20 protein-coding genes and 7 tRNA genes are annotated in these 23,926 nt (G+C 29.4%); all 27 read left to right on the top strand.

Annotated elements, in window-relative coordinates; translation table 11 throughout:
* Positions 1-102 precede the first annotated feature (102 nt).
* Positions 103-651: a stage V sporulation protein T gene (gene spoVT / locus QOZ93_RS01490; protein WP_307354838.1), complete on the top strand. Its 549-nt coding sequence runs from the start codon at positions 103-105 to the stop codon at positions 649-651.
* A gap of 143 nt (positions 652-794) precedes the next feature.
* Positions 795-2,330 (top strand): putative polysaccharide biosynthesis protein, encoded by a 1,536-nt coding sequence (locus QOZ93_RS01485; protein ID WP_307354837.1) that lies wholly within the window; start codon positions 795-797, stop codon positions 2,328-2,330.
* Positions 2,331-2,446: 116 nt separating this feature from the next.
* Positions 2,447-3,898, top strand: coding sequence for a bifunctional methyltransferase/pyrophosphohydrolase YabN (yabN, locus tag QOZ93_RS01480; RefSeq protein WP_307354836.1), 1,452 nt, complete (start codon positions 2,447-2,449; stop codon positions 3,896-3,898).
* Positions 3,899-4,020: 122 nt separating this feature from the next.
* A complete protein-coding gene (locus QOZ93_RS01475; RefSeq protein WP_111944156.1) occupies positions 4,021-4,296 on the top strand; it encodes an HU family DNA-binding protein in 276 nt (91 codons plus the stop codon).
* Between the two features lie 108 nt (positions 4,297-4,404).
* Positions 4,405-4,665 (top strand): RNA-binding S4 domain-containing protein, encoded by a 261-nt coding sequence (locus tag QOZ93_RS01470; RefSeq protein ID WP_111944155.1) that lies wholly within the window; start codon positions 4,405-4,407, stop codon positions 4,663-4,665.
* Between the two features lie 155 nt (positions 4,666-4,820).
* The gene (gene yabP / locus QOZ93_RS01465; protein ID WP_307354835.1) at positions 4,821-5,114 is read left to right on the top strand and encodes a sporulation protein YabP; all 294 of its coding nucleotides are present in this window, start codon (positions 4,821-4,823) and stop codon (positions 5,112-5,114) included.
* 8 nt (positions 5,115-5,122) lie between these two features.
* On the top strand, positions 5,123-5,524 hold the full coding sequence (gene yabQ, locus QOZ93_RS01460) for a spore cortex biosynthesis protein YabQ (protein ID WP_307354834.1): 402 nt from the start codon (positions 5,123-5,125) through the stop codon (positions 5,522-5,524).
* Positions 5,525-5,564: 40 nt separating this feature from the next.
* Entirely contained in the window at positions 5,565-5,837 is a 273-nt protein-coding gene (locus QOZ93_RS01455; protein WP_307354833.1) for an FtsB family cell division protein, read from the top strand.
* A 42-nt stretch (positions 5,838-5,879) separates the two neighbouring features.
* Entirely contained in the window at positions 5,880-6,296 is a 417-nt protein-coding gene (locus QOZ93_RS01450; protein WP_111944151.1) for a S1 domain-containing RNA-binding protein, read from the top strand.
* A 205-nt stretch (positions 6,297-6,501) separates the two neighbouring features.
* A tRNA-Leu gene (locus QOZ93_RS01445) sits at positions 6,502-6,590 on the top strand.
* 71 nt (positions 6,591-6,661) lie between these two features.
* Positions 6,662-6,750, top strand: a tRNA-Leu gene (locus tag QOZ93_RS01440).
* Between the two features lie 4 nt (positions 6,751-6,754).
* Positions 6,755-6,830 (top strand) — tRNA-Met (locus tag QOZ93_RS01435).
* Positions 6,831-6,833: 3 nt separating this feature from the next.
* A tRNA-Met gene (locus QOZ93_RS01430) sits at positions 6,834-6,910 on the top strand.
* Positions 6,911-6,938: 28 nt separating this feature from the next.
* Positions 6,939-7,027: transfer RNA gene (locus tag QOZ93_RS01425), tRNA-Leu, on the top strand.
* 5 nt (positions 7,028-7,032) lie between these two features.
* Positions 7,033-7,108, top strand: a tRNA-Met gene (locus QOZ93_RS01420).
* 4 nt (positions 7,109-7,112) lie between these two features.
* Positions 7,113-7,189: transfer RNA gene (locus QOZ93_RS01415), tRNA-Met, on the top strand.
* Positions 7,190-7,484: 295 nt separating this feature from the next.
* Positions 7,485-9,872 (top strand): stage II sporulation protein E, encoded by a 2,388-nt coding sequence (gene spoIIE, locus QOZ93_RS01410; protein ID WP_307354831.1) that lies wholly within the window; start codon positions 7,485-7,487, stop codon positions 9,870-9,872.
* Between the two features lie 124 nt (positions 9,873-9,996).
* Positions 9,997-11,403, top strand: coding sequence for a tRNA lysidine(34) synthetase TilS (gene tilS, locus QOZ93_RS01405; protein WP_307354830.1), 1,407 nt, complete (start codon positions 9,997-9,999; stop codon positions 11,401-11,403).
* Positions 11,404-11,943, top strand: a complete 540-nt coding sequence (gene hpt / locus QOZ93_RS01400) for a hypoxanthine phosphoribosyltransferase (RefSeq protein WP_307354829.1) — start codon at positions 11,404-11,406, stop codon at positions 11,941-11,943. It abuts the gene before it with no gap.
* Positions 11,944-12,214: 271 nt separating this feature from the next.
* On the top strand, positions 12,215-14,212 hold the full coding sequence (gene ftsH, locus QOZ93_RS01395; RefSeq protein ID WP_111944147.1) for an ATP-dependent zinc metalloprotease FtsH: 1,998 nt from the start codon (positions 12,215-12,217) through the stop codon (positions 14,210-14,212).
* 82 nt (positions 14,213-14,294) lie between these two features.
* The gene (locus QOZ93_RS01390) at positions 14,295-15,962 is read left to right on the top strand and encodes a formate--tetrahydrofolate ligase (RefSeq protein ID WP_307354828.1); all 1,668 of its coding nucleotides are present in this window, start codon (positions 14,295-14,297) and stop codon (positions 15,960-15,962) included.
* Between the two features lie 203 nt (positions 15,963-16,165).
* Positions 16,166-16,945 carry a type III pantothenate kinase gene (locus QOZ93_RS01385; protein WP_111944145.1) on the top strand — a complete coding sequence of 260 codons (780 nt, stop codon included), beginning with the start codon at positions 16,166-16,168 and terminating at the stop codon, positions 16,943-16,945.
* A gap of 8 nt (positions 16,946-16,953) precedes the next feature.
* Entirely contained in the window at positions 16,954-17,919 is a 966-nt protein-coding gene (dusB, locus tag QOZ93_RS01380; protein WP_111944144.1) for a tRNA dihydrouridine synthase DusB, read from the top strand.
* 147 nt (positions 17,920-18,066) lie between these two features.
* Positions 18,067-18,549, top strand: a complete 483-nt coding sequence (gene greA / locus QOZ93_RS01375) for a transcription elongation factor GreA (RefSeq protein ID WP_111944143.1) — start codon at positions 18,067-18,069, stop codon at positions 18,547-18,549.
* Positions 18,550-18,644: 95 nt separating this feature from the next.
* On the top strand, positions 18,645-20,099 hold the full coding sequence (lysS, locus tag QOZ93_RS01370; RefSeq protein ID WP_422723862.1) for a lysine--tRNA ligase: 1,455 nt from the start codon (positions 18,645-18,647) through the stop codon (positions 20,097-20,099).
* A gap of 121 nt (positions 20,100-20,220) precedes the next feature.
* Positions 20,221-21,612 carry a glycine--tRNA ligase gene (locus QOZ93_RS01365; RefSeq protein WP_307354826.1) on the top strand — a complete coding sequence of 464 codons (1,392 nt, stop codon included), beginning with the start codon at positions 20,221-20,223 and terminating at the stop codon, positions 21,610-21,612.
* A 442-nt stretch (positions 21,613-22,054) separates the two neighbouring features.
* Positions 22,055-23,437, top strand: coding sequence for a UDP-N-acetylmuramoyl-L-alanine--D-glutamate ligase (gene murD, locus QOZ93_RS01360; protein ID WP_307354825.1), 1,383 nt, complete (start codon positions 22,055-22,057; stop codon positions 23,435-23,437).
* Positions 23,438-23,926 lie beyond the last annotated feature (489 nt).

Below are 23,926 nucleotides of genomic sequence, written 5' to 3'. Positions count from 1 at the left end.
TATGAAAATTTGATTTAAATATGTGCATAAAATTACATAATTATAAAGATAATAATAACACAAGGATATTTTATGCAACACATGTTTAAAGGAGGAAAACAAATGAAGGCAACAGGTATAGTAAGACGTATAGATGATTTAGGCAGAGTAGTTATACCAAAGGAGATTAGAAGAACTTTAAGAATAAGAGAAGGAGATCCATTAGAAATATTTACTGATAGAGATGGTGGTGTAATCTTAAAGAAATATTCTCCAATAGAAGAACTTAGCGATTTTTCTAAAGAATATGCAGAGTCATTACAACAAACCATAGGAGGAACTGTAATTATAACAGATAAAGATGGAATAATTTCAGTTAGTGGTGGTTCTAAAAAGGAATATATAGATAAAAAGATAAGTTCCGAATTAGAAACTATTATGGAAGAAAGAAAGGCTGTTATACTTGGTAAAAACTCACAAGAAGTTATTCCAGTATATGAAGATGATGAAGAAACAAAATATAAGTATCAAGTTGTTGCTCCAATTATAGCAGAAGGAGATACTATTGGAAACGTTTTAATCATTACAGATGAAGATAAAGATAGTTTCGGAGAATTAGAATTAAAGTTAGCTGAAACAGCTGCTAATTTCTTAGGTAAGCAAATGGAGTAAAAATGTTTTATACATAAATGACAGTGATGAAAATCCTGTCATTTATTTTTTTGTCTTAAAGTAATAATTCCTCAAACCTAAAAATAATATTAATTAAAGCAAAACATTTGCGTTAAACTATGGATTAACAGGAGGGGAAAATTATGAAAAGGCAAAATCTCATTAAGGGAACACTAATCCTTGGATTAGCTGGTATCTTAGCAAGATTTTTAGGGTTATTTTTTAGGATACCTATGCAGATATTAATTGGTGATGAAGGAATGGGATATTATCAGATGTCGTATCCTCTTTATTTAACATTTATAGCAGTATCTTCAGGAATACCTATAGCAGTATCAAAAATAATATCAGAAATGAATGCTAATAACGACAGGGGAGGAATATTTAAAGTTTTAAGGTCCAGTTTTCTTATAATGATACCCGTGGCTTTAGGATTTTCATTTATACTTATTTGTTTTTCTAAAAATATAATTAACAGTCTAAAATGGGACATGAAAGCATATTATGCTTTTATAGCTACGGCATTAGCACCTGTTTTTGTTATAATCATGGGAATTTTAAGGGGTTTCTTTCAAGGATTACATAATATGAATCCTACAGCTATATCTCAAATTTTAGAGCAAATTGGAAGGGTTGTAGGGGGAGTAGGGCTTGCATATATATTGTTCCCATTAGGAATAGAGTATGCTGCTGGAGGAGCGGCATTAGGAGCTGTAATAGGTTCTATAATAGGACTCGTTTATTTAATAATTAAATATTTAAAGGTAACTAAATGTTTTAATAAATCAATAAGTACAAATTCTAAAGGAATAGTTGGTACTATATTAAGAAATGCTGTTCCATTCTCATTCGGAGCAGTTATAGGAACTATAATGGGGTTGGTAGATTCAATTTTAGTTCCTAGTCAATTATTAAGGGCAGGATATTCAACTAAACAAGCAGCTATATTGTATGGGCAGCTTACAGGAAAGGCATCAACATTATCTCATGTACCACTTGCTTTATCTGTAGCATTATGTACATCTATAGTTCCTATAGTAGCAGAAGCTTATATAAAACAAAGAAGATTAGATCTTAAAAATAAGGTTGAAGGAGCTATAAAATTATCAAGTGTAATATCAATTCCTTCCGCCATGGGGTTGTATTTTTTAGCTTATCCTATAATGAATCTTATTTTTAAGGGAGATGTAGGAGGATATGAAATTCTTAAATATATGTCTTTATCACTTCCGTTTATAGTATTAACTCAATGTAGTACAACTTTGTTACAGGCTATGAATAATTTTTATGCACCTGTTAAGAATTTAGCCATAGGATGTATAGCTAAGGTTATAATAACTTATGTTTTGGTCCCTTTACCAGGTATTAATATATACGGTGCTGTAATAGGATCTACTTTAGGGTATATTATAGCATGTATACTAAATTTAATTTTAATTAGAAAAAAACTTAATATGTCTATTAATTTTTATGAAGCTACAATTAAGCCAGGATTTGCATCAGTATTCATGTCTATTGCAGTAATAATTTCTTATAGATATATATGTATATTAACTTCAAGTAGCAATTTAGCTTGTTTAGGAGCAATTTTAATAGGGGTCATAATATATTCTATATTTATAATAGTTTTTAATATTTTTTCCTATAAAGAAATAAAACGTAAATTTAGAACACCTTAGAATTTTAAAGTTATTTAAAATGTGCTAAAATATCTAAAGTATAATAATTTCAGTGCAAGGCTTAACTAATAGTAAGTAATATGTTAAAGCTATATAGGAAGGAGTGTGGTAAGCAAATGATTAAAATTTTAGGATTGGGTCCAGGAGATAAAGATTCTTTAACGTTAGGGACAATAGAAAACTTGAAAAACTGTGAAAATGTTTTTTTAAGAACGGAAAAACATCCAACAGTAGAATACTTAAGAGAATTGGGCATAAAATTTGCAACTTATGATAATGCTTATGAAACAAATGAGAGTTTTGATGATGTTTATAAATCAATTGCAGAAGATATAATATCAAAGGCGAAGCATTTTGAAGAGATTGTTTATGCTGTACCAGGACATCCATTAGTTGCAGAGAAGTCGGTAATTTTATTAATTGATCTTTGTAAAAAAGAAAATGTAGAATATGAGATACTTCCAGCAGTTAGTTTTTTAGAAGCTATCATGGGATGTTTAAAAATAGATCCTATTGAAGGTATGCAAGTTGTCGATGCCTTTGAAATGAAAAACTCTGTTCTAAATAATAAAACAGGTATAGTAATAACACAAGTTTATAATAACTTAATTGCATCAGAAGTTAAATTGGCACTTTCTGAGTATTACAATGATGAGGAAGAAATATATTTTGTAAGAGGTGCTGGTATAAAAGGTGTAGAAAGTATAAGAAAAATAAAAATTTATGAGTTAGATAGACAAGAGGATATTGATTACTTAACCTCTTTATATATTCCTAAAGGGACAAAAGCTTTAAGAAATTTTTATGACTTGGTAAATATTATGGATGTTTTAAGAGGAGAAGAAGGATGTCCTTGGGATTTAGAACAAGACCATAAAACATTAAAAAAATGCTTAATTGAGGAATGTTATGAAGTTTTAGAGGCTATAGATGAAGATGATGAAAATAAATTAATTGAAGAACTAGGGGATGTATTGTTACAAGTTGTATTTCATGCTAAAATAGGAAAAGATGAGGGGTTCTTTAATATTTATGATATAACAGAAATTATTTGTGAAAAGATGATTTCTAGACATCCTCATATTTTTGGAAAAATTAAACTTGACACTACACAAGAAGTATTAGATAATTGGGAGAGTATAAAAAAGAAGGAAAATAACTTTGAAAATTATACGCAAATATTAGAACATATTCCAAAAAATTTGCCAGCTTTAATGAGAGCGGAGAAAGTTCAAAAGAAAGCTGCTAAGGTAGGATTTGATTGGAAAAATGTAGAACCAGCCTTAGACAAAGTAAAAGAAGAATATTTTGAGGTAAAAGAGGTATATAATTCTAATAACAGGGAAAAAATAATAGATGAATTAGGAGATTTAATTTTTGCTACAGTAAATGTATGCAGATTTTTAAATATAGATCCTGAGGAAGCTGTTACCCATACAACCAATAAGTTTATTAAAAGATTTAGTTTTATTGAAACTAAGGCTCAGGAACAAGGTCTATCCTTAGAAAATATGACTTTAGAGGAAATGGATGGGTTGTGGGAACAAGCAAAAAATAAAAATGACTAGCTTATAACTAAATTTGTTATAAAAATAATAAAAAAAGAAGGATTTTTTGAATTCTTGAAGAATAAGCTATTTTATGTATACTCATGTTATAGAGTATGCTTTAATTTAAGGAGGTAACTAAGGTGAATAAAGCGGAATTAATTACTGTTATGAGTGAGAAATCTAAGTTAACTAAGAAAGATGCTGAAGCTGCATTAAAAGCATTTATAGAAGCAGTAGAAGAATCATTAGAAAAAGAAGAAAAAGTACAATTAATAGGATTTGGAACTTTCGAAACTAGAAAAAGAGCTGAAAGAATAGGTAGAAATCCAAGAACTAAGGAAGAAATCACAATTCCAGCATCAGTAGTTCCAGTATTTAAGGCTGGTAAAGAGTTCAAAGAAAGAGTAAATAAGTAGTTAGAGATAACTAATAAAGCCTAGATAAATATCTAGGTTTTTTCTTTATTAAAATCTAGATTTTTTATAAAATTAAAATTCGAAAATTATAATAAAGGGGAATAATTTATGCGTTTAGATAAATATTTAAAGGTATCAAGAATAATAAAAAGAAGGACAAAGGCAAAGGAAATTTGTGATGGTGGTAGAGTTTTAATAAATAACAAACCTGCAAAAGCTAGTACAAGTATAAAGGAAAATGATATCATAGAAATAGTATTTGCTAAAGATACACTTAAAGCAAGAATAGTTAATGTAACTGAGCATGCTAGAAAAGAAGAAGCAAAAGATATGTATGAAATCATATCTGGTGCAGATGCTGAAGAATAAAAAATGAAAAAGAGCCTTATCAATTTATAGGCTCTTTTTCATTTTTTATTTTACATAATGTTTTTTTATCATTTTATTGAATTAAGTGCATATATATATAAAAAGAAGGGTGTATAAGCAGTATTTGATTTTAGAAGGAGGATAATATAAATATTATGGAATCTAAAAAAGAAATGAATGTAGAAGAAAAGAAAAGTAATTTAACTTTACAAAATAGAAAGAAGTTACAGGTTTCTGGAGTACAAGAGGTAATTAGTTTTAATGAAGAAGAGATAATACTTAGTACAAGTTTAGGTGGTTTAAACATTAAAGGTCAAAATCTAAAAATGAATAAGTTGGATGTAAATAATGGAGAATTAAACATAACAGGAACTATTAATTCTTGCATATATAGGAGTAATAAAAGACCAGAAAAAAAAGATACTATACTAAGTAGATTATTTAGGTAGGCAATAAAATGTTATTTCCTATAGGGTATCAAATAAGTTTATTCATTTTTAGTTTAATGGCTGGAGTTATTACAGGATTATTTTTTGACATATATAGATTAATAAGGGGTGTGGAAAAACCAGGTAATATAATTACTGTGATAGAAGATATACTTTTTTGGATTTTAACATCGATTTTAGTATTTATATTTTTGTTGTACACTAACTACGCTTATGTTAGTATATATATATATTTATTAATATTTATTGGAATAGTTATATATTTAAGATTTTTAAGTAATTTTTGTTTATTGATAATTTATAATTTTAGTAAATATATCTTTAAGTTCTTTAGAATTTTAATTAAGTATATGTTATTTCCACTTGAGTTATTAATATATAACGTAAAAAAAGTTTTTAATAAAGACTAAAGTATTATGAATTTACCAAATGTGAAAGGTATGATATACTATGAAAAGATTTATTAATAAAAAAAAGATATTAATTTTTTTATCGATAGTATATATAGGATATGTACTAATTTCACAACAAGTTATTATGCATGAGCAAAAAAATGAAATTAGTAAATGGAATACTGAATTAGGCAAGGTTAAGATGGAAAATCAAAAGTTAAAAGATGAGGTCACAATATCAGGAAAAGAAATTTACTTAGAAAAATTAGCTAGAGAAAAACTTGGATTAGTAAAAAAAGGTGAAGAAACAATAATAGATAAGAAAAAATAAAAAAATACATAAATATTTTATTTTAAGGAGGATACATTTTCAATGTCTTTACAACCAGGAAACATTTTAGAAGGCAAAGTGGTTAACATCACAAAATTTGGAGCGTTCGTAGAAGTGGAGGGCAAGATAGGGCTTTTACATATATCTGAAATATCTAAAACTTTTGTAAAGGATATAAGTAAACATTTAAAAGAAAATGATGTAGTAAAAGTGAAAGTAATTTCAGTAGATAATGATGGTAAAATAAGTTTGTCAATGAAGCAGTTAGAAGAAAATAAGCCTAAAAGAACTCATGTACCACAAGAAATCGATTGGGAAAAAGAAAAAAACAAGGCTCATCACCATAACTTTGAAGATAACCTTTCTAAATTTTTAAAAGAAAGTGAAGAAAGATTAAAAGATACTAAGAGTTATAAACTTGCTAAAGGTCAAGGAAGTATTAAAAAAAAGACAAAATAATTATTAGTTTAAAATAAAGAAGGCACATTTTTAAAGAATATGCTTTGGAAATGTAAAAAAGCTAGGGTATGAAAACGTTAATAACCCTAGCTTTTCTATTACCTTTTTAAAAAAAATAAATTTTTTTGTGTAAATGTGTTGACATGTGTACCATATTAATATATAATAACACTTGTCGCTGATGAAAAACAGCGAAACAAAATGTGCTGGAGTGGCGGAACTGGCAGACGCACAGGACTTAAAATCCTGCGGTGCTAACACACCGTACCGGTTCGATTCCGGTCTTCAGCACCAAATTTAAAAACTTGTTGACAGGTTTTTAAATAAGATATATAATCAATTTCATAAAATGAAAGCATGTAAATGCTGGAGTGGCGGAACTGGCAGACGCACAGGACTTAAAATCCTGCGGTGCTAACACACCGTACCGGTTCGATTCCGGTCTTCAGCACCAATGTCGCGGGGTGGAGCAGCTGGTAGCTCGTCGGGCTCATAACCCGAAGGTCGTAGGTTCAAGTCCTATCCCCGCAACCACATGGCGGAATAGCTCAGTTGGCTAGAGCATTCGGTTCATACCCGAAGTGTCGTAGGTTCAAATCCTATTTCCGCTACCATTTTAATCTTTACATGTTAATAATTTAAGCTGGAGTGGCGGAACTGGCAGACGCACAGGACTTAAAATCCTGCGGTGCTAACACACCGTACCGGTTCGATTCCGGTCTTCAGCACCAAATGCCGCGGGGTGGAGCAGCTGGTAGCTCGTCGGGCTCATAACCCGAAGGTCGTAGGTTCAAGTCCTATCCCCGCAACCAACATGGCGGAATAGCTCAGTTGGCTAGAGCATTCGGTTCATACCCGAAGTGTCGTAGGTTCAAATCCTATTTCCGCTACCAAATAGAGTGTAACTGTTGAATAAATTCAACAGTTTTTTTTATGTTTTTATATATTCTAGTCTTAATAAAATCTACAAATAATCTGTTAAATTCTTTAAGTTTTACTCAGTTATTATCATTTTAAAAGTTAAAATTTCAAATCTAAAATAGAATTTCATACAATATGGTAAAAAAATACAAATATACTCTTAAAATGTCTTATAAAAAATAAAATATAATTCCACCTTATGACAATTATTTCCAGTTCAAACTGGTATAATGATTTCGTAATTTTATAAAGGGTGGTGGATTAATTATGCAATATGGTATACAAGTTTTACCTTATAAAAGGGTTAAAAAAGAAAAGGAGGAAGAAAGGGAAAATAGTAAGATAAATATAGGTTTCATAAAACAGGCAATGTTATATAGTTTGGTTTGTCTGCTAATTAGTAGAGTTAAACTTATAAATGGTATGGCCCCATTTGGGATTGCTATGTTGATGGTATTTTCATTATATATTAATAAACAGATGTTTTTAGTGGCTTCTATAGGAAGTATGCTAGGTTATTTTTCATTAATGCCTAAAATTCAAAGTGTTGGAAATTATCTAATTTGTATTGGTGGTTTATTAATTTTAAACTATTTTATAAATAAGGAATCAAGAAAGAAAAAAGTTATAGCTATGTTTTTTATGATTTTTATTGAATTTATAGCTACTAAAATAATATTTAGTAAAATGAATCTTTCTCTTAGTGTTTTTTACGCTGTTATGGAAGGGTTATGCATTATTCCATTATATTATATTATGAACAAAGGTATTTTATGTTTTAAAAGTATAGATAATAAAAAATTATTTGACAATGAAGAAACTATTAGCATGGGAATAGTAATATCGTTAATTTTGGCAGGAACGTGGGGAGTCAGTTTTAAATCAATATCATTGATGAATATATTGGGACTTTATTTTGTATGTGTAGTTGGATTTACTTGTGGAAGTTCTGTCGGTGGGGGAGTTGGGGTTGTTTTAGGGTCTATAGTTGGAATGACATCTTTATCTATGCCAGTATATATAGCTGTTTTTGGAGTATGTGGTTTAATTGCAGGAGTTTTTAGAGATACAGGAAAATATTTTTCGGGTATTGCGTATGCTATTACATTTTTTATAATGCAAATTTATTTAGGAGTTGATTCTAGCTTTTTGGGATTTGAACTTTTAGCTTCTATGGCGTTATTTATGATAACTCCTAAAAAAATTTATAATAGAATTTGTTTAGAATTTAATGTTCAGGAAAAAAAGGAAGACTTAAATGATGGGTATATGCATAAAATAAGGGGGCTTTATGATGAAAGGTTAAATAAATTTTCTAATCTATTATTTAATATATCATACACCTTAGATTCTTTAGTGGATAATGAGAAACTTGAGATGAAAGGGAAAAGTTCGGCTCTGGTTGAAAATTTGGCGGATAGAGTATGTTGCAATTGTAATATGAAAAGTATTTGTTGGAAACAAGAAATGCATTATACCTATTCTGCATTTATGGAGCTTATACAAAATTATCAGGAGAATAATTTTCAGGTTCCTTATGAAATAGAAAGAAAATGCGTTAATAGAACTGCCTTAATGAAAAATACAGAGGATATAGTGAATAAATATATTATTAATGAGATGAAAAGAAGTAGTTTATGTGAGGGAAGGGAGCTACTTTCAAAACAGATAAAAAATATGGGTGAAACCGTTAAAAATATAGGAGGTGAGATACAAGATAATATATATATAAATATAGAATTAGAAAATAAGTTAAAGAGAATTTTAGATAAAAATAGAGTTAAATACAAAGATATTTTGTGTATTAAAGATGAAAGAAAAAGAGATATTGTAAAACTTATATTAAATTCGTGTGGGGGTAAAAAATATTGTAGTAAGGATGCTTTAGCATATGTAAATCAAGCAACAGGATATCCTATGTATGTTTGTGGAGATTCATGTCTTATAGACAAAGCGAATGGTACATGTAATGTTACTTATGAAAGAATACCCAAATTTCAAGTAAGTTCTTATGTAGCGATTAAATGTAAAGATGGAGAAAAATGTAGTGGTGATAGTTATAGTGCGAATAAATTAGATGATGGAACATATACGGCTATTATTAGTGATGGTATGGGCTCAGGACCTCAAGCTAGTAGGGAAAGTAAAGCATCTGTACAGCTTATAAATGAGTTTTGCAAAAATGGTTTTAGTAAGATAACGGCTATTAATGCTATAAATTCTATAATGAGTATGAAATTTTCTGAAACAGAGAAGTTTTCTACTTTAGATTTATGTAATATAGATTTATATACAGGTAGGGTGGAATTCATGAAGGTTGGAGCAGTAGATAGCTTTTTGAAAAAAGCTAATGATGTAGAAGTAATAAAGTCTAAAAGTTTACCAATAGGAGTCTTGGATACTGCTGATATAGAAATAGAGGAGAGAAAGGTTGATAATGGAGATATTATAGTCATGGTTAGTGATGGAGTTTTAGATTATAATGATGATTCTATCTTAAATGAAAAATTTATTAAGGAGTGTTTAAAGAGTATTAAAAGCAATGAACCGAAAGAAATTGCATGTGAAGTATTGAATAAGGCATTAAAACTTAGAGAATATAAAGTTAAAGATGATATGACAGTATTAGCATGTAAGGTTTATGGGGTTTATTAATATTATTTATACCTTAAGTTCATTAACATAAATTTAATTAATTGGTATTGCACTAATATATATTAAAAAATATAATTAACTTTAATTAATAAAATAATAAAGATGCTAGGAGTTGTGGTTACTAATGATAGATAAAGTTTTAAATTATATTGAAAAGTATAATATGATACAAAAGGGAGATAAAATTTTAGTAGCATTGTCGGGGGGGCCTGATTCTGTATGCCTATTACATGTTTTATATAGTTTAAGAAAAACATTGAATATAGAATTGTATGCAGCTCATGTTAATCATTGTTTGAGAGGCAAGGATGCAGATGATGATGAACAATATGTAAAGGATTTATGTAATGGACTTGGTATAAAAGTATTTACTCAAAAATTTAATGTAGAAAAATATGGAGAGGAAAAAGGCCTTTCTTGTGAAATGGCAGGAAGAGAAGTGAGATATAACTATTTTAATGAGCTAAGGAAAAAATATAATATACAAAAGATTGCCTTAGCTCATAATGCTAATGATCAAGCAGAAACTTTGTTAATGAGGATTATGAGAGGTACTGGGGTAGAAGGACTTTGTGGAATTAGACCTGTAAGAGATGAAATTTATATTAGACCTATCTTAGGAAGAACAAGAAAAGAAATTGAATCATATTGTGAAAATATAGGCTTAAAACCTAGAATAGATAAAACAAATTTAGAGTGTATATATAGTCGTAATAAGGTAAGGTTAGAGATAATACCTTATATGGAAGAGAATTTTAATAAAGATGTGGTGGCAGCTTTAAATAGACTTGGGGAAATAATGCAAGGAGAAAACGAACTTTTAAAAGAAATTTCTAAAGAATGTTACGAAAAATATTGTTATAAAGAACAAAATAGGGTTATAATAAGAAAGGAGGCATTCCATAATGAAAACGAAAATCTATTAGCGCGAGTTATTAGAAATGCTTTATATAAGCTTAAAGGTAATATGTATAACTTTGAAAAAAACCATATTAGTAGTGTTATAGAAATTGGACGTAACAGTACAGGAACACGAACAATACTTCCGAATGATGTGGTGGCGTACAATAATTATGGAGATGTCTATCTTTATTCAAAAGAAGATTTTGAAAATAGTTTTGGTAATAATTCTAACTGCAAACAGAAAGAAATATTTTTAAGAGATGGTAATGTTGTTTGTATCTCAGATATTAAAATTTCTCTGGAAATAATTCCGAAAGAAGAAGTAAACTTAACAGAAAGTAGTACATACACTAAATTTTTTAATTATGACAATATTAATGGAGATAAAAAACTTAGATACAGACAAGAAGGAGATATGTTTAATCCATTAGGGATGAAGGGAAATAAAAGTCTTAAAAAGATGTTTGTAGATATGAAAGTACCAAGAGAAAAAAGAAATGAAGTTCCTTTAGTTTGTTTTGGAGAAGATATAGCATGGATAGTAGGCTATAGAGTAAGTGAAAAATATAAAGTAACGGATAAGACAAAACAAGTGCTAAAAATAAAGATAGAGAGGGGAAAAAGTTAGATGTTACAAGATATTCAAGAAATTCTTTATTCAGAAGAACAGTTAAGAGGGAGAATTAAGGAACTAGGTGAGCAAATAAGTAGAGATTATAAAGGCAAGGAGTTGCTTTTAGTAGGTATTTTAAAAGGATCTGTAATGTTTATGTCAGATTTATTAAAAGAAATCACTATCCCTTGTCAAATGGATTTTATGGCCGTATCAAGTTATGGTATGTCTAGTACATCATCTGGGATCGTTAGGATTTTGAAGGATTTGGATTATGAAATAGAAGGTAAAAATGTATTGGTTATAGAAGATATAATAGATTCAGGTACTACTTTAAAGTACTTAATGAAATATTTAAAATCTAGAAATCCAGAAAGTGTAGAGATAGCTTGTCTTTTAAATAAGCCTGATAGAAGAAAAGTAGAATTAGATGTTAGGTATTTAGGATATGATGTACCGGACTACTTTTTAGTGGGTTATGGATTAGACTATGCTGAAATGTATAGAAATCTACCTTTTATAGGAATTTTAAAAGAAAGAGTCTACACGAAATAAAAAAGTTTATATCAAATTTAAATAAAAAGGATTAAAAACTAAATAATGTAGTATAATTAAAGTAATACATAGTTTATTAATGTTAAAGCTAAGAAAGTCGTATATATAGAATATTTTTCAATGAATTATTATTGAGAAAATAAGTTAAAATATATACGACTTTGAAGTTTTAGCAAAGCATTAATAAATAATTAATATTAATGTTATTGTAAATAAAAATTTCATATGATAAAATTTTATAGTAACTAAATAGAGAGGGGGGCCTGTTTTAATGAAAAAATTATCAAGTGCAACGGTCTGGATAATTGTTTTTGTATTGGCTATGGTGGCAGGTATGCTAGTGCTTGACTCCACGAAGTCTAGTGGAACTATGAGATATGATCAATTTGTTAAAGTATTAGATGAAAATAAAATAAAAACTGCCAATATACAACAAGAAGGAAGTTTGGCTATAATCTCTGGTCAACTTAAAAGTGATAACAAAAGTAAATATGAAGTAGTAATATCAACTAGATTACTAGATGAAATTATAGATAAAGGTAAATTAGAAGGTGTTAATTTACAATATTTAAAACCTGAAAGTTTCCCAGCATGGGTTCAATATTTACCAACACTATTGTTCATATTAATGCTTGTTTTCTTTTTCTTTATGTTTATGCAGCAATCACAAGGCGGTGGCGGTGGCCGTGGAGTTATGAATTTTGGAAAGAGTAAAGCAAGAATGGCCACACCGGATAAAAAGAAAATAGGATTTAAAGATGTTGCAGGCGCAGAGGAAGAAAAAGATGAATTAGCAGAAGTAGTTGATTTTCTTAAACAACCTAAGAAATACATTGAAATGGGAGCAAGAATACCAAAAGGAATTCTACTTGTAGGACCTCCAGGAACAGGTAAAACTTTACTTGCAAAAGCAGTAGCAGGTGAAGCAGGAGTACCATTCTTTAGTATATCAGGATCTGATTTCGTAGAGATGTTTGTGGGTGTTGGAGCTTCAAGGGTAAGAGACCTATTTGAGCAAGCAAAGAAAAATGCACCATGTATAGTCTTTATAGATGAGATTGATGCAGTAGGAAGACAAAGAGGAGCAGGTGTTGGTGGAGGACATGATGAAAGAGAACAAACATTAAACCAACTTCTAGTTGAAATGGATGGTTTTTCTGCTAACGAAGGAATTATAATGGTTGCGGCTACAAATAGACCGGACATTTTAGATCCAGCTTTATTAAGACCAGGTAGATTTGATAGACAAATTTTAGTCGGAGCTCCTGATGTTAAAGGAAGAGAAGAAATTTTAAAAATTCATTCAAGAAATAAGCGTCTTGAAGATTGTATAGATTTAAAAGTACTTGCTAAGAGAACACCAGGATTTACAGGTGCAGATCTTGAAAATTTAATGAATGAATCAGCTTTGTTAACAGTAAGAGCTAATAAAAAGGCTATAGGTATGGATGAGTTAGAAGAAGCTATTACAAGAGTAATCGCTGGTCCAGAAAAGAAAAGCAGGGTTATTAGCGAAGATGATAGAAGACTTACAGCATACCATGAAGCTGGTCATGCGGTTGTTATGAGATACTTAAAACATGCAGATCCTGTTCATGAAATTAGTATTATTCCAAGAGGTATGGCAGGCGGATATACTATGAATCTGCCAGAGGAAGACAGAAGTTACACATCTAAGTCTAAATTATTAGATGAAATGGTAGGATTACTTGGTGGAAGAGTTGCAGAAAAACTTATAATTGGAGATATTAGTACAGGAGCTAAAAATGATATAGATAGAATGAGTTCTATAGCTAGAAAAATGGTTACTGAATATGGTATGTCTAATGAACTAGGACCTCTTTCATACGGAACTACTCATGGAGAGGTATTCTTGGGTAGAGATTTAGGACATGAAAGAAATTATAGTGAAGAAGTTGCATCTAGAATAGATAAAGAAGTATCTCAATTAAGTTTTAATGCTTATGATAGAGCTGAGAAAATTTTAACAGAAAAAATAGATAAACTTCATGCTGTAGCAGGAGCTCTTCTAGAAAGAGAAAGACTTACAGGCGAAGAGTTTGAACTTTTAATAAAAGGTGAACAATTACCACCGAAGGAAGAAAAAAAAGAAAAACTTAAGACAGAAGAAGTTAAAGATAATGTAGAAACATTATCAAATGAAGAGACAGTTTTAGAAAAAACTGAGGTTGAAGAAATAAAGAGTGTTGATGAATCTAAAAAGATAGAAGATCAACAAATTGAAGACGAACCAAAACAAGAAAAGTAAGAAAAAATAAATGAAACAAAAAAGGATAGTCATTTTCTAAAGGACTATCCTTTTTATATAAAATTTTAAGGGGGTCACTCTTATGAAAACCGATATTGAAATAGCGCAAGAAGCAAAAATGCAACATATATCAACTATAGCTAACAAGTTAGGACTTACAGAAGATAATATAGATTTTTACGGGAAGTACAAATGTAAAATAAATTTAGATGTTTTAAGCAAAAAATCTAATGCAAAAGGAAATTTAGTTTTAGTTACAGCTATTAATCCAACTCCAGCTGGTGAGGGAAAATCCACTGTAACTATAGGATTAAGTCAAGCACTTAATAAATTACATAAGAATTCAGTTGCTGTATTAAGGGAACCATCGTTAGGACCTGTATTTGGAATTAAAGGTGGAGCGGCAGGAGGCGGATATGCCCAAGTAGTCCCAATGGAAGACATAAATCTTCATTTTACAGGAGATATGCATGCTATAACAGCAGCTAACAATCTCTTAAGTGCAGCTATAGATAATCATATTCACCAAGGAAATTCTCTTAAAATAGATAGTAGGAGAATCAAATTTAAAAGAGTAATGGATATGAATGATAGGGCTTTAAGAAGTGTAGTAGTTGGTTTGGGTGGTAAACCTAATGGATTTGTTAGGGAAGATGAATTTATGATAACTGTTGCATCAGAGATTATGGCTATACTATGTTTAGCTAATGATCTTATGGATTTAAAAGAAAGAATGGGTAATATTCTAGTAGCGTATAATTTAGATGGAGAACCAGTATATTGTAAAGAATTAAAAGTAAATGGTGCTATGACTTTACTTATGAGAGATGCGATAAAACCTAATTTAGTTCAAACCTTAGAAAATACACCTGCTATTATTCATGGAGGACCTTTTGCTAATATTGCCCATGGTTGTAATAGTTTAATAGCTACAAAAATGGGATTAAAACTTTCAGATTATGTTGTAACTGAAGCAGGATTTGGAGCGGATTTAGGAGCAGAGAAATTTTTTAATATAAAATGCCGATATGGTGAATTAAAACCTAATTGTGTTGTATTAGTAGCTACTGTTAGGGCATTAAAACATCATGGAGGTATTAAGAAGGATCAACTTAATGAAGAAAATATAGAAGCATTATCTAAGGGAATACAAAATCTTGAAAAGCATATAGAAAATATTAAGAAGTTTGGAGTTCCAGTAATAGTTGCCATAAATAAATTTATTAGTGATACAGAAAATGAAATTAATTTTATTAAAGAGTTTTGCGATAAACTAGGTGTAAAAATAGCTTTATCAGATGTTTGGGCAAAAGGTGGAGATGGTGGTATAGAACTTGCGGAAAAAGTTGTTGATACTATTGAAAAACAGCAATGTAATTTTAAACCATTATATGAAGTTAATTTAAACATTAAAGAAAAAATAAATATAATAGCCAAGGAAATATATGGAGCTGATGGTGTAGATTTTGATAAAAATGCTTTAAAGGACATAAAGGAAATTGAATCTTTAGGATTAGATAAACTACCAATTTGCATGGCAAAAACTCAAAATTCATTGTCAGATAACCCTGCTCTTTTATCAAGACCAAAAGATTTTAATATATCTATAAGAGAAGTTAAAATATCTAGTGGTGCAGGATTTATCGTTGTTTTAACAGGTAATATTATGACAATGCCAGGTCTTCCTAAGGTTCCAGCAGCTAACAATATGGATATCTTAGAGGATGGATCTATTATAGGATTATTCTAATAAGTATTTAATAAGAATATATTGATTTTTAATCGTAAAAAGACGTAAGTTTATAAAATTATTGGAAATGCTTATCTACTTGACAAATAGGGTGGAGTTGTTACAATTAAATTATTGATTTAGATGAAATAACATAATAAAAGCAGCTATAAGCTGCTTTTGTTATGTTAATATACATATAAGTGGCAAGGTGGGTGCATAAAGTGATTTTAGTAATGGATATAGGAAATACTAATATAGTATTAGGAGTCTATGAGGGGGATGAATTAGTAGGATATTGGAGGTTATCAACAGATCCACATAAAACATCAGATGAATATGGTATTCAAGTTATGAAGCTTTTTGAATTTAATAATATACATATAAAAGATATAGAAGGGCTAATTGTCTCTTCGGTAGTTCCAAATATAATGTATACTATAGAGCATATGATTAGAAAATATATTGAGGTAAAGCCAATTATAGTAGGACCAGGTGTGAAAACGGGAATAAATATAAAGTATGATAATCCTAAAGAAGTAGGGGCTGATAGAATTGTAAATGCAGTTTCTGCTTATGATAAATATAAATCATCTCTTATTCTTATTGACTTTGGTACTGCAACCACTTTTTGTTCTATTACAGAAAAGGGAGATTACTTGGGAGGAGTTATATGCCCAGGAATTAAGATTTCAACACAGGCCCTAATAGAAAGGGCAGCTAAACTTCCAGAAGTTAATTTAGAAAAACCTAAAAGTATAATATGCAAAAATACGATAACAAGTATGCAAGCGGGTATTCTTTATGGATATGTTGGGCAAGTAGAATTTATAGTTAATAAAATGAAAGAAGAAATGATGGCTTTAGGAGAAAAAGAACCTATGGTTATAGCAACCGGAGGTTTAGCTAGTTTAATAAATGAAGAAGCTAAAAGTATAGATAAAATAGAACCTTTCTTAACATTAGATGGTCTTAGAATTATATATAATAAAAATAAGGAGTAATGCATTTTATGAAAATAGGAAACCTGGAATTTGAAAATTCTACGTTTTTAGCACCTATGGCTGGAGTTACAGAGGTAGCCTACAGAGAAATATGTACAGAGTTAGGGTGTGGACTTACATATACTGAAATGGTAAGTGCAAAGGGATTGTATTATGGAAGTGAAAATACAGAGGCATTAATGAAAGTATCACCAAAGTGTAAGGCTTCAGCAATACAGATTTTTGGAAGTGATCCCGAGATTATGGCTAATGTTTGTGAAAAGTTTTTAAATAATAATGATAACTTTTCTATAATAGATATTAATATGGGATGTCCAGTACCTAAAATAGTTAAAAATGGTGATGGATCTGCATTAATGAAAAATCCTAAGTTAGCAGGTAATATTATAAGAAAGATTAAGAGTGTTACATCAAAACCTGTTACTGCAAAGTTCAGAAAAGGCTTTGATGAAGATAATATAAATGCTGTAGAGTTTGCAAAAGAATTAGAGGATGCAGGTGTAGATGCAATTACTGTTCATGGCAGGACTAGAAAACAAATGTATGAGGGGAAAGCTGATTATAATATTATTAGAAAAGTAAAAGAGGCAGTTTCTATACCGGTTCTAGGGAATGGTGATGTTTTTAGCGTGGAAGATGCCATGAGGTTAAAACAAGAAACAAACTGTGATGGTATAATGGTTGCTAGAGGAGCTATGGGAAACCCTTGGATATTTGAACAAATAAATAGTGCAATAAAAGGGGAAAATATAAAATATCCAACAGATAGAGAAAAGGTAGAAATGTGTATAAAACATTATAAACTTACTCTAAACTATGAAAATGAATATAAGGCTGTTAGAGAAATGAGAAAACATGTAGCTTGGTATATAAAAGGAATCAAAAATTGTACAGATATAAAAAATGAAATAAATACAAAAAATAACTCAGATGAAGTTATAGATATATTATCAAACTATGCAAGTATGTTATAATATAGTAATACGTGTAATCCAGAGTGTTTTATAATGTTGACTTTAATATTACTCTGTTTTATAATTAGTTAAATAGTTAAGAACAATATATTTTTTAGAAATAGATACAAAAAATGTAAGAAGTATTTATATAAAGGAGCGAAATAAATGAGTGATTCAAAGAAATATATGATGACACCAGAAGGAATAGAAAAGTTAGAAGATGAATTAGAATTTTTAAAAACTGTTAAAAGAAGAGAAATAACAGAAAAAATAAAAGTAGCTCTTTCTTTTGGAGATTTAAGTGAAAATGCCGAATATGATGAAGCTAAAAATGAGCAGGCATTCTTAGAAGCAAGAATAGCAAATATAGAAAATACTCTTAGAAATGCAATAGTAATAGATGAAACAGACTTAAAAGATAATACAGTAAACTTAGGGTGTGTTGTTAAAGTTAAAGATTATACATTTGATGAAGAGGTTGATTTTAAAATAGTAGGATCTGCAGAAGCTGAACCTATGGAATATAAAATATCTAATGAATCACCAGTTGGAAGTGCATTAATGGGTAGAAAAGTTGGTGATGTAGTAGAAGTAGCTATTCCTGATGGAATGAGCAAATATGAAATTTTAGAAGTTAAGAGAGGATAGGAGGACTTGTAATGGCAGAAGAAAAGCAATTAACAAAGGAAGAATTAAAAGAACAAAAGTTAGCTAAAAAAGAAGAACAAGAATATAATGAACAAATGGCTCAAAGGGTTGAAAAATTAAAAGAACTTCAAGAACAAGGAAAAGATCCATTTGATGTTTATACAGTAGAGGTTACTCATTCTTCTAAAGAAGTTAAAGATAACTTTGAGGAATTGGAAGGAAAAGATGTTACTGTGGCAGGTAGACTTATGTCTAAAAGAGTACATGGTAAAGCTGGTTTTTCAGATCTTCATGATAGATATGGTAAACTTCAAATGTACATCAAGTTAGATGATGTTGGAGAAGAAAAATTAAAGGAATTTAAAACATTTAACGTAGGAGATCTTTTAGCAGTTACAGGTTCAGTATTTAAAACTAAGACTGGTGAAGTTTCTATACATATAAAGGACTTCCAATTAACTTGTAAGTCAATAAGACCTCTTCCAGAGAAGTGGCATGGATTAAAAGACCCAGATTTAAGATATAGACACAGAGAAGTAGATGTTATAATGAATCCTAAAGTTAAACAAACTTTAGAAAATAGAAGTTCTATAATGAGATATATAAGAGAATATCTAGATAATAGAGGATTTATGGAAGTAGAAACTCCTATACTTTCTCCTATAGCTAGTGGTGCTGCAGCAAGACCATTTATGACTCACCATAATGCATTAGATATAGATATGTATCTAAGAATAGCAACAGAATTATATTTAAAAAGATTAATCGTTGCAGGATTTGAAAAAGTGTATGATATGGGTAAAAACTTCAGAAATGAAGGAATAGATGTTAGACATAATCCAGAATTTACAATGATAGAGTTATATGAAGCATATGCTGATTATAATGATATGATGGAAATTACTGAGAATATGATAGCTTATGTTGCTGAAAAAGTTTTAGGAACAACTAAGATTAGCTACGAAGGAACTGAAATTGATTTAACTCCACCATGGAGAAGAGTTACTATGGAAGATGCAGTTAAAGAATATGCAGGTGTTGATTTTACTCAAATTAAAACAGATGAAGAAGCTCAAGCAATAGCTGTGGAAAAACATTTAGAATTCAAGAAAGATATCAAATTCTGTACAAAGGGTGATATTTTAAATGCATTATTTGAAGAATATGCAGAAGATAAAATGATTCAACCAACATTTATATGTGATTATCCAGTTGAAATTTCTCCTTTAACTAAGAAGAAAAGAGGAAATTCTGAGTATACTGAAAGATTTGAAGGGTTTATTTTCGGTAGAGAAGTTTGTAATTCATATTCAGAATTAAATGATCCAATCGTTCAGAGAGAAAGATTTATGCAACAGCTTAAAGAAAGAGAACTAGGTGATGATGAAGCATACTTAATAGATGAAGACTTCATGTATGCACTAGAAGTTGGTATGCCTCCAACTGGTGGATTAGGAATAGGAATCGATAGAATAATAATGTTCTTAACAGATTCTTCTTCAATAAGGGATGTTATACCTTTCCCAACAATGAAGCCAGAACAAAAATAATTTGGCGCATAATGGTTAATTACAATGGATGCCTAGAATTTAGGCATCCATTTATAAAATTATAGAGTTTTTGGAAAATAAGTAAAATTTACATACATTTATAAGAAGTGGAGGAATAAGTATGGCAGTACAGAAAACTATGGATAAGATAGTAGCATTGTGTAAGACAAGAGGATTTATATTTGCAGGGTCTGAAATATATGGAGGTCTTGCAAATGCATGGGATTATGGTCCATTAGGAGTTGAATTTAAAAATAATGTAAAAAAAGCATGGTGGAAAAAATTTGTTCAAGAAAGTCCATATAATGTAGGATTAGATTGTGCTATATTAATGAATCCTGAAACTTGGGTAGCATCAGGACATTTAGGTAATTTTTCAGATCCATTAATGGACTGTAAGGATTGTAAGGCTAGATTTAGAGCTGACAAAATAATAGAAGATTATATGACAGCTCAAGGTGCTGAAGTTGCTAGTGCTGATGGATGGAGCAATGAAGAATATGAAAAATATATAGAAGAACATGATATAGTTTGTCCTAAATGTGGTAAAAAGAATTTTACTACAATAAGAAAATTTAATCTTATGTTCAAAACATTCCAAGGTATTACAGAAGATAGCAAAGCAGAAATATATCTAAGACCAGAAACAGCACAAGGTATATTTGTAAACTTTAAATCAGTTCAAAGAAGCACAAGAAAAAAAGTACCTTTTGGGATTGCTCAAATAGGTAAATCATTTAGAAATGAAATAACACCAGGTAACTTTACATTTAGAACAAGAGAATTCGAACAAATGGAACTTGAATTTTTCTGTAAACCAGGAACAGACTTAGAATGGTTTGCATATTGGAAAGAATATTGCTTAAACTTCTTATTTAATCTAGGAATGACTAAAGAAAATATAAGATATAGAGATCATGGTGAGGAAGAATTATCATTCTATAGTAATGCTACTTCAGATATAGAATATCTATTCCCATTTGGATGGGGTGAATTATGGGGTGTAGCGGATAGAACTGACTATGATTTAAAGAAGCATAGTGAACATTCAGGAACAGATATGACTTATATGGATCCTGTAACAAATGAAAAATACATTCCTTATTGTATAGAGCCATCTTTAGGTGCTGATAGGGTAGCACTTGCATTTTTAGTTGATGCATATGATGAAGAAGAGCTAGAAAATGATGATGTAAGAACAGTTTTACACTTACATCCAGCATTAGCACCATTTAAAGCTGCTATTCTTCCACTTTCAAAAAAACTTTCAGATAAAGCAAACGAAGTTTATTCAATGCTTGCTAAAAAATTCAATGTAGAATATGATGAAACAGGAAGTATAGGTAAGAGGTATAGAAGACAAGATGAAATTGGGACTCCTTATTGTATAACAGTGGATTTTGAAACATTAGAAGATAATCAAGTAACTGTAAGAGATAGGGATACTATGGATCAGGTAAGAATTAATATAGATGATTTAACAAAATTCATAGAAGAAAAAATTGAATTTTAGATAAAATAAAGAGATGTAGAAATTTTATGCTACATCTCTTTATTTTATTATTTTACAAAAAATTTAAATATATTAATAAATATCATAAAATAAAAAAATAACCGGATTTTCGAAATCCGGTTTAAAGGGGTTAATCATGGGGTTGCTATCTTATTTGTGATAATTATGGGGATATGTCAATGATTAACCTATACTTGGGGAATTATCTATATCATTTCTTTACGGCACATATATATATTAACATAATAAGTCGAAATTTGCAATATTAAGTCAAAAAATATTTTTTATATTTTTAAATTAAATTTGATTATATATCTATACGATTGCAAATGTCTTATAGAAGCATAAGATTTAATTGGTATAATGATTACATTTTATATAAATATGAGTATAATATAAATGAAACATTGTTTTCAGCAATGGCAATTTTGGAGGCGGTTAGATGAAAAAAGATTTTATGGAATTTAAAACATTTATTAAAGATAAACAAGTCGGAGTTGTAGGGATAGGTATTAGTAATATACCTCTTATATATTTTTTATTAGATTTGGGTGCTAAGGTTACTGCTCTAGATAAAAAAACAGAAGATAAACTAGATAAAAAATTACTTGAAGATTTTAATGGTAGGGGAGTAAAGTTAGTCTTAGGAGAAGAATATTTAAATGATTTAACTTATTTTGATGTTATCTTTAAAACTCCTTCTATGAGAATAGATAATCCAGCTTTGGTTAAGGCAAAGGAAGCAGGGGCATATATAACATCTGAAATGGAAGAGTTCGTTAGATATTGTCCGGCTAAAATTTATGCTGTAACAGGAAGTGATGGAAAGACTACTACAACTACATTAATATATAATATGTTAAAAGAGCAAGGGTTTAAAACATGGGTAGGTGGTAATATTGGTACACCTCTATTTTCAAAAATTGAAGAGGTCAAAAAAGATCATCGAGTTGTGTTGGAACTTTCAAGTTTTCAACTTATGACTATGAATGTATCACCAGAAATTGCTATAGTTACAAACTTAAGTCCTAATCATTTAGATATGCATAAGGGTATGGAAGAATATATAAATGCTAAGAAGAATATATTTAAATACCAAAATGATAATGATTTACTTATTTTAAATAGGGAAAATGATATAACTTATTCTTTCTTAGGAGAACAAAAAGGAAGAGTAAAATTCTTTAGTAGTAAAAGAAAAATAGAAGATGGTTCATATTATGAAGAAGGGATATTGTATGTTAATGGAGAAGAAATCTGTAAAAGGGATGAAATAATTATTAGAGGAATGCACAATGTAGAAAATTATTTAGCGGCATTTTTAGCAGTACACTCTGAAGTTTCTAAGGAAAATATGAAAAAAGTTGCAACAACTTTTAAAGGGGTAGAGCATAGATGTCAATTCATACGTGAATTAAGAGGAGTTAAATACTATAATGATTCTATTGCATCAAGCCCTACTAGAACATTAGCTACAATTTCTTCGTTTGATCATCCTGTTATATTAATAGCTGGAGGATACGATAAGAATATACCATTTGAACCCTTAGCAGAGCAAGGATATAAAAATATAAAAAGTTTAATATTATTAGGAAATACAAAAGATAAAATCAAACAAGTTTTTGAAAACGTAATAGAAAAAAAGAAAATTCAAATGCCTATATATATGGTTGAAACTCTTGAAGAAGCAGCTAATAAGGGAAAAGATATAGCTGAAAGTGGAGATTGTGTATTATTATCACCATCATGTGCAAGTTTTGATATGTTTCCTAACTTTGAAGTAAGGGGAAATGTTTTTAGAGAGGTAGTTGAAAATTTAAAATAAGAATTAACTTTATAGAGACTATATATAACAGATAAAACAAAGGTTATTTTTAACTAAAAAAGATAACCTTTGTTTTATACAATTCACAGAATACCCTATTAATAATAGAAAAAAAGAGGTACTCTAAATAATCTTAATATAAACTTTACCATGTGTATCGGTATAAGAAAATATAAGAAATAACAACAAAATAAACGTAAGAAAAATATAATCTAGTATAATAAAGATAAGTAATATAATTATATGATCTGTATATGATATTATATTTCTTGTCGCTACAGTAAAGTAGCATCACAACAAAAATAAATTGAAAAATATTTAAAAAATGTTGTTGACAAGTTTTAAAAAAAATGATATGATAAATGAGTCGCTTGGTAAAAGTGATGAAATAGAATGATCTTTGAAAATTAAACAGAGTATGATAAACAACTCGTATTCTTTTGAAATAAAAATTAAATGCTTAGCAAGTAATGCTTAAGTCAGAACAAA

The sequence above is a fragment of the Hathewaya limosa genome, assembly GCF_030815255.1.
In the GTDB taxonomy this organism is placed as follows: domain Bacteria; phylum Bacillota; class Clostridia; order Clostridiales; family Clostridiaceae; genus Hathewaya; species Hathewaya limosa.
This window is presented reverse-complemented; position numbering and strand designations above follow the sequence as displayed.

Bases quoted from the DNA above. Each gene is read 5' to 3' on its own strand.
- QOZ93_RS01365 (WP_307354826.1), top strand. From the start codon at position 20,221: ATGGCAGTACAGAAAACTATGGATAAGATAGTAGCATTGTGTAAGACA.
- QOZ93_RS01455 (WP_307354833.1), top strand. From the start codon at position 5,565: ATGAAAAGATTTATTAATAAAAAAAAGATATTAATTTTTTTATCGATA.
- spoIIE (WP_307354831.1), top strand. From the start codon at position 7,485: ATGCAATATGGTATACAAGTTTTACCTTATAAAAGGGTTAAAAAAGAA.
- spoVT (WP_307354838.1), top strand. From the start codon at position 103: ATGAAGGCAACAGGTATAGTAAGACGTATAGATGATTTAGGCAGAGTA.
- yabP (WP_307354835.1), top strand. From the start codon at position 4,821: ATGGAATCTAAAAAAGAAATGAATGTAGAAGAAAAGAAAAGTAATTTA.
- yabQ (WP_307354834.1), top strand. From the start codon at position 5,123: ATGTTATTTCCTATAGGGTATCAAATAAGTTTATTCATTTTTAGTTTA.
- greA (WP_111944143.1), top strand. From the start codon at position 18,067: ATGAGTGATTCAAAGAAATATATGATGACACCAGAAGGAATAGAAAAG.
- hpt (WP_307354829.1), top strand. From the start codon at position 11,404: ATGTTACAAGATATTCAAGAAATTCTTTATTCAGAAGAACAGTTAAGA.
- QOZ93_RS01485 (WP_307354837.1), top strand. From the start codon at position 795: ATGAAAAGGCAAAATCTCATTAAGGGAACACTAATCCTTGGATTAGCT.
- ftsH (WP_111944147.1), top strand. From the start codon at position 12,215: ATGAAAAAATTATCAAGTGCAACGGTCTGGATAATTGTTTTTGTATTG.
- murD (WP_307354825.1), top strand. From the start codon at position 22,055: ATGAAAAAAGATTTTATGGAATTTAAAACATTTATTAAAGATAAACAA.
- tilS (WP_307354830.1), top strand. From the start codon at position 9,997: ATGATAGATAAAGTTTTAAATTATATTGAAAAGTATAATATGATACAA.
- QOZ93_RS01450 (WP_111944151.1), top strand. From the start codon at position 5,880: ATGTCTTTACAACCAGGAAACATTTTAGAAGGCAAAGTGGTTAACATC.
- yabN (WP_307354836.1), top strand. From the start codon at position 2,447: ATGATTAAAATTTTAGGATTGGGTCCAGGAGATAAAGATTCTTTAACG.
- lysS (WP_422723862.1), top strand. From the start codon at position 18,645: ATGGCTCAAAGGGTTGAAAAATTAAAAGAACTTCAAGAACAAGGAAAA.
- QOZ93_RS01470 (WP_111944155.1), top strand. From the start codon at position 4,405: ATGCGTTTAGATAAATATTTAAAGGTATCAAGAATAATAAAAAGAAGG.
- dusB (WP_111944144.1), top strand. From the start codon at position 16,954: ATGAAAATAGGAAACCTGGAATTTGAAAATTCTACGTTTTTAGCACCT.
- QOZ93_RS01390 (WP_307354828.1), top strand. From the start codon at position 14,295: ATGAAAACCGATATTGAAATAGCGCAAGAAGCAAAAATGCAACATATA.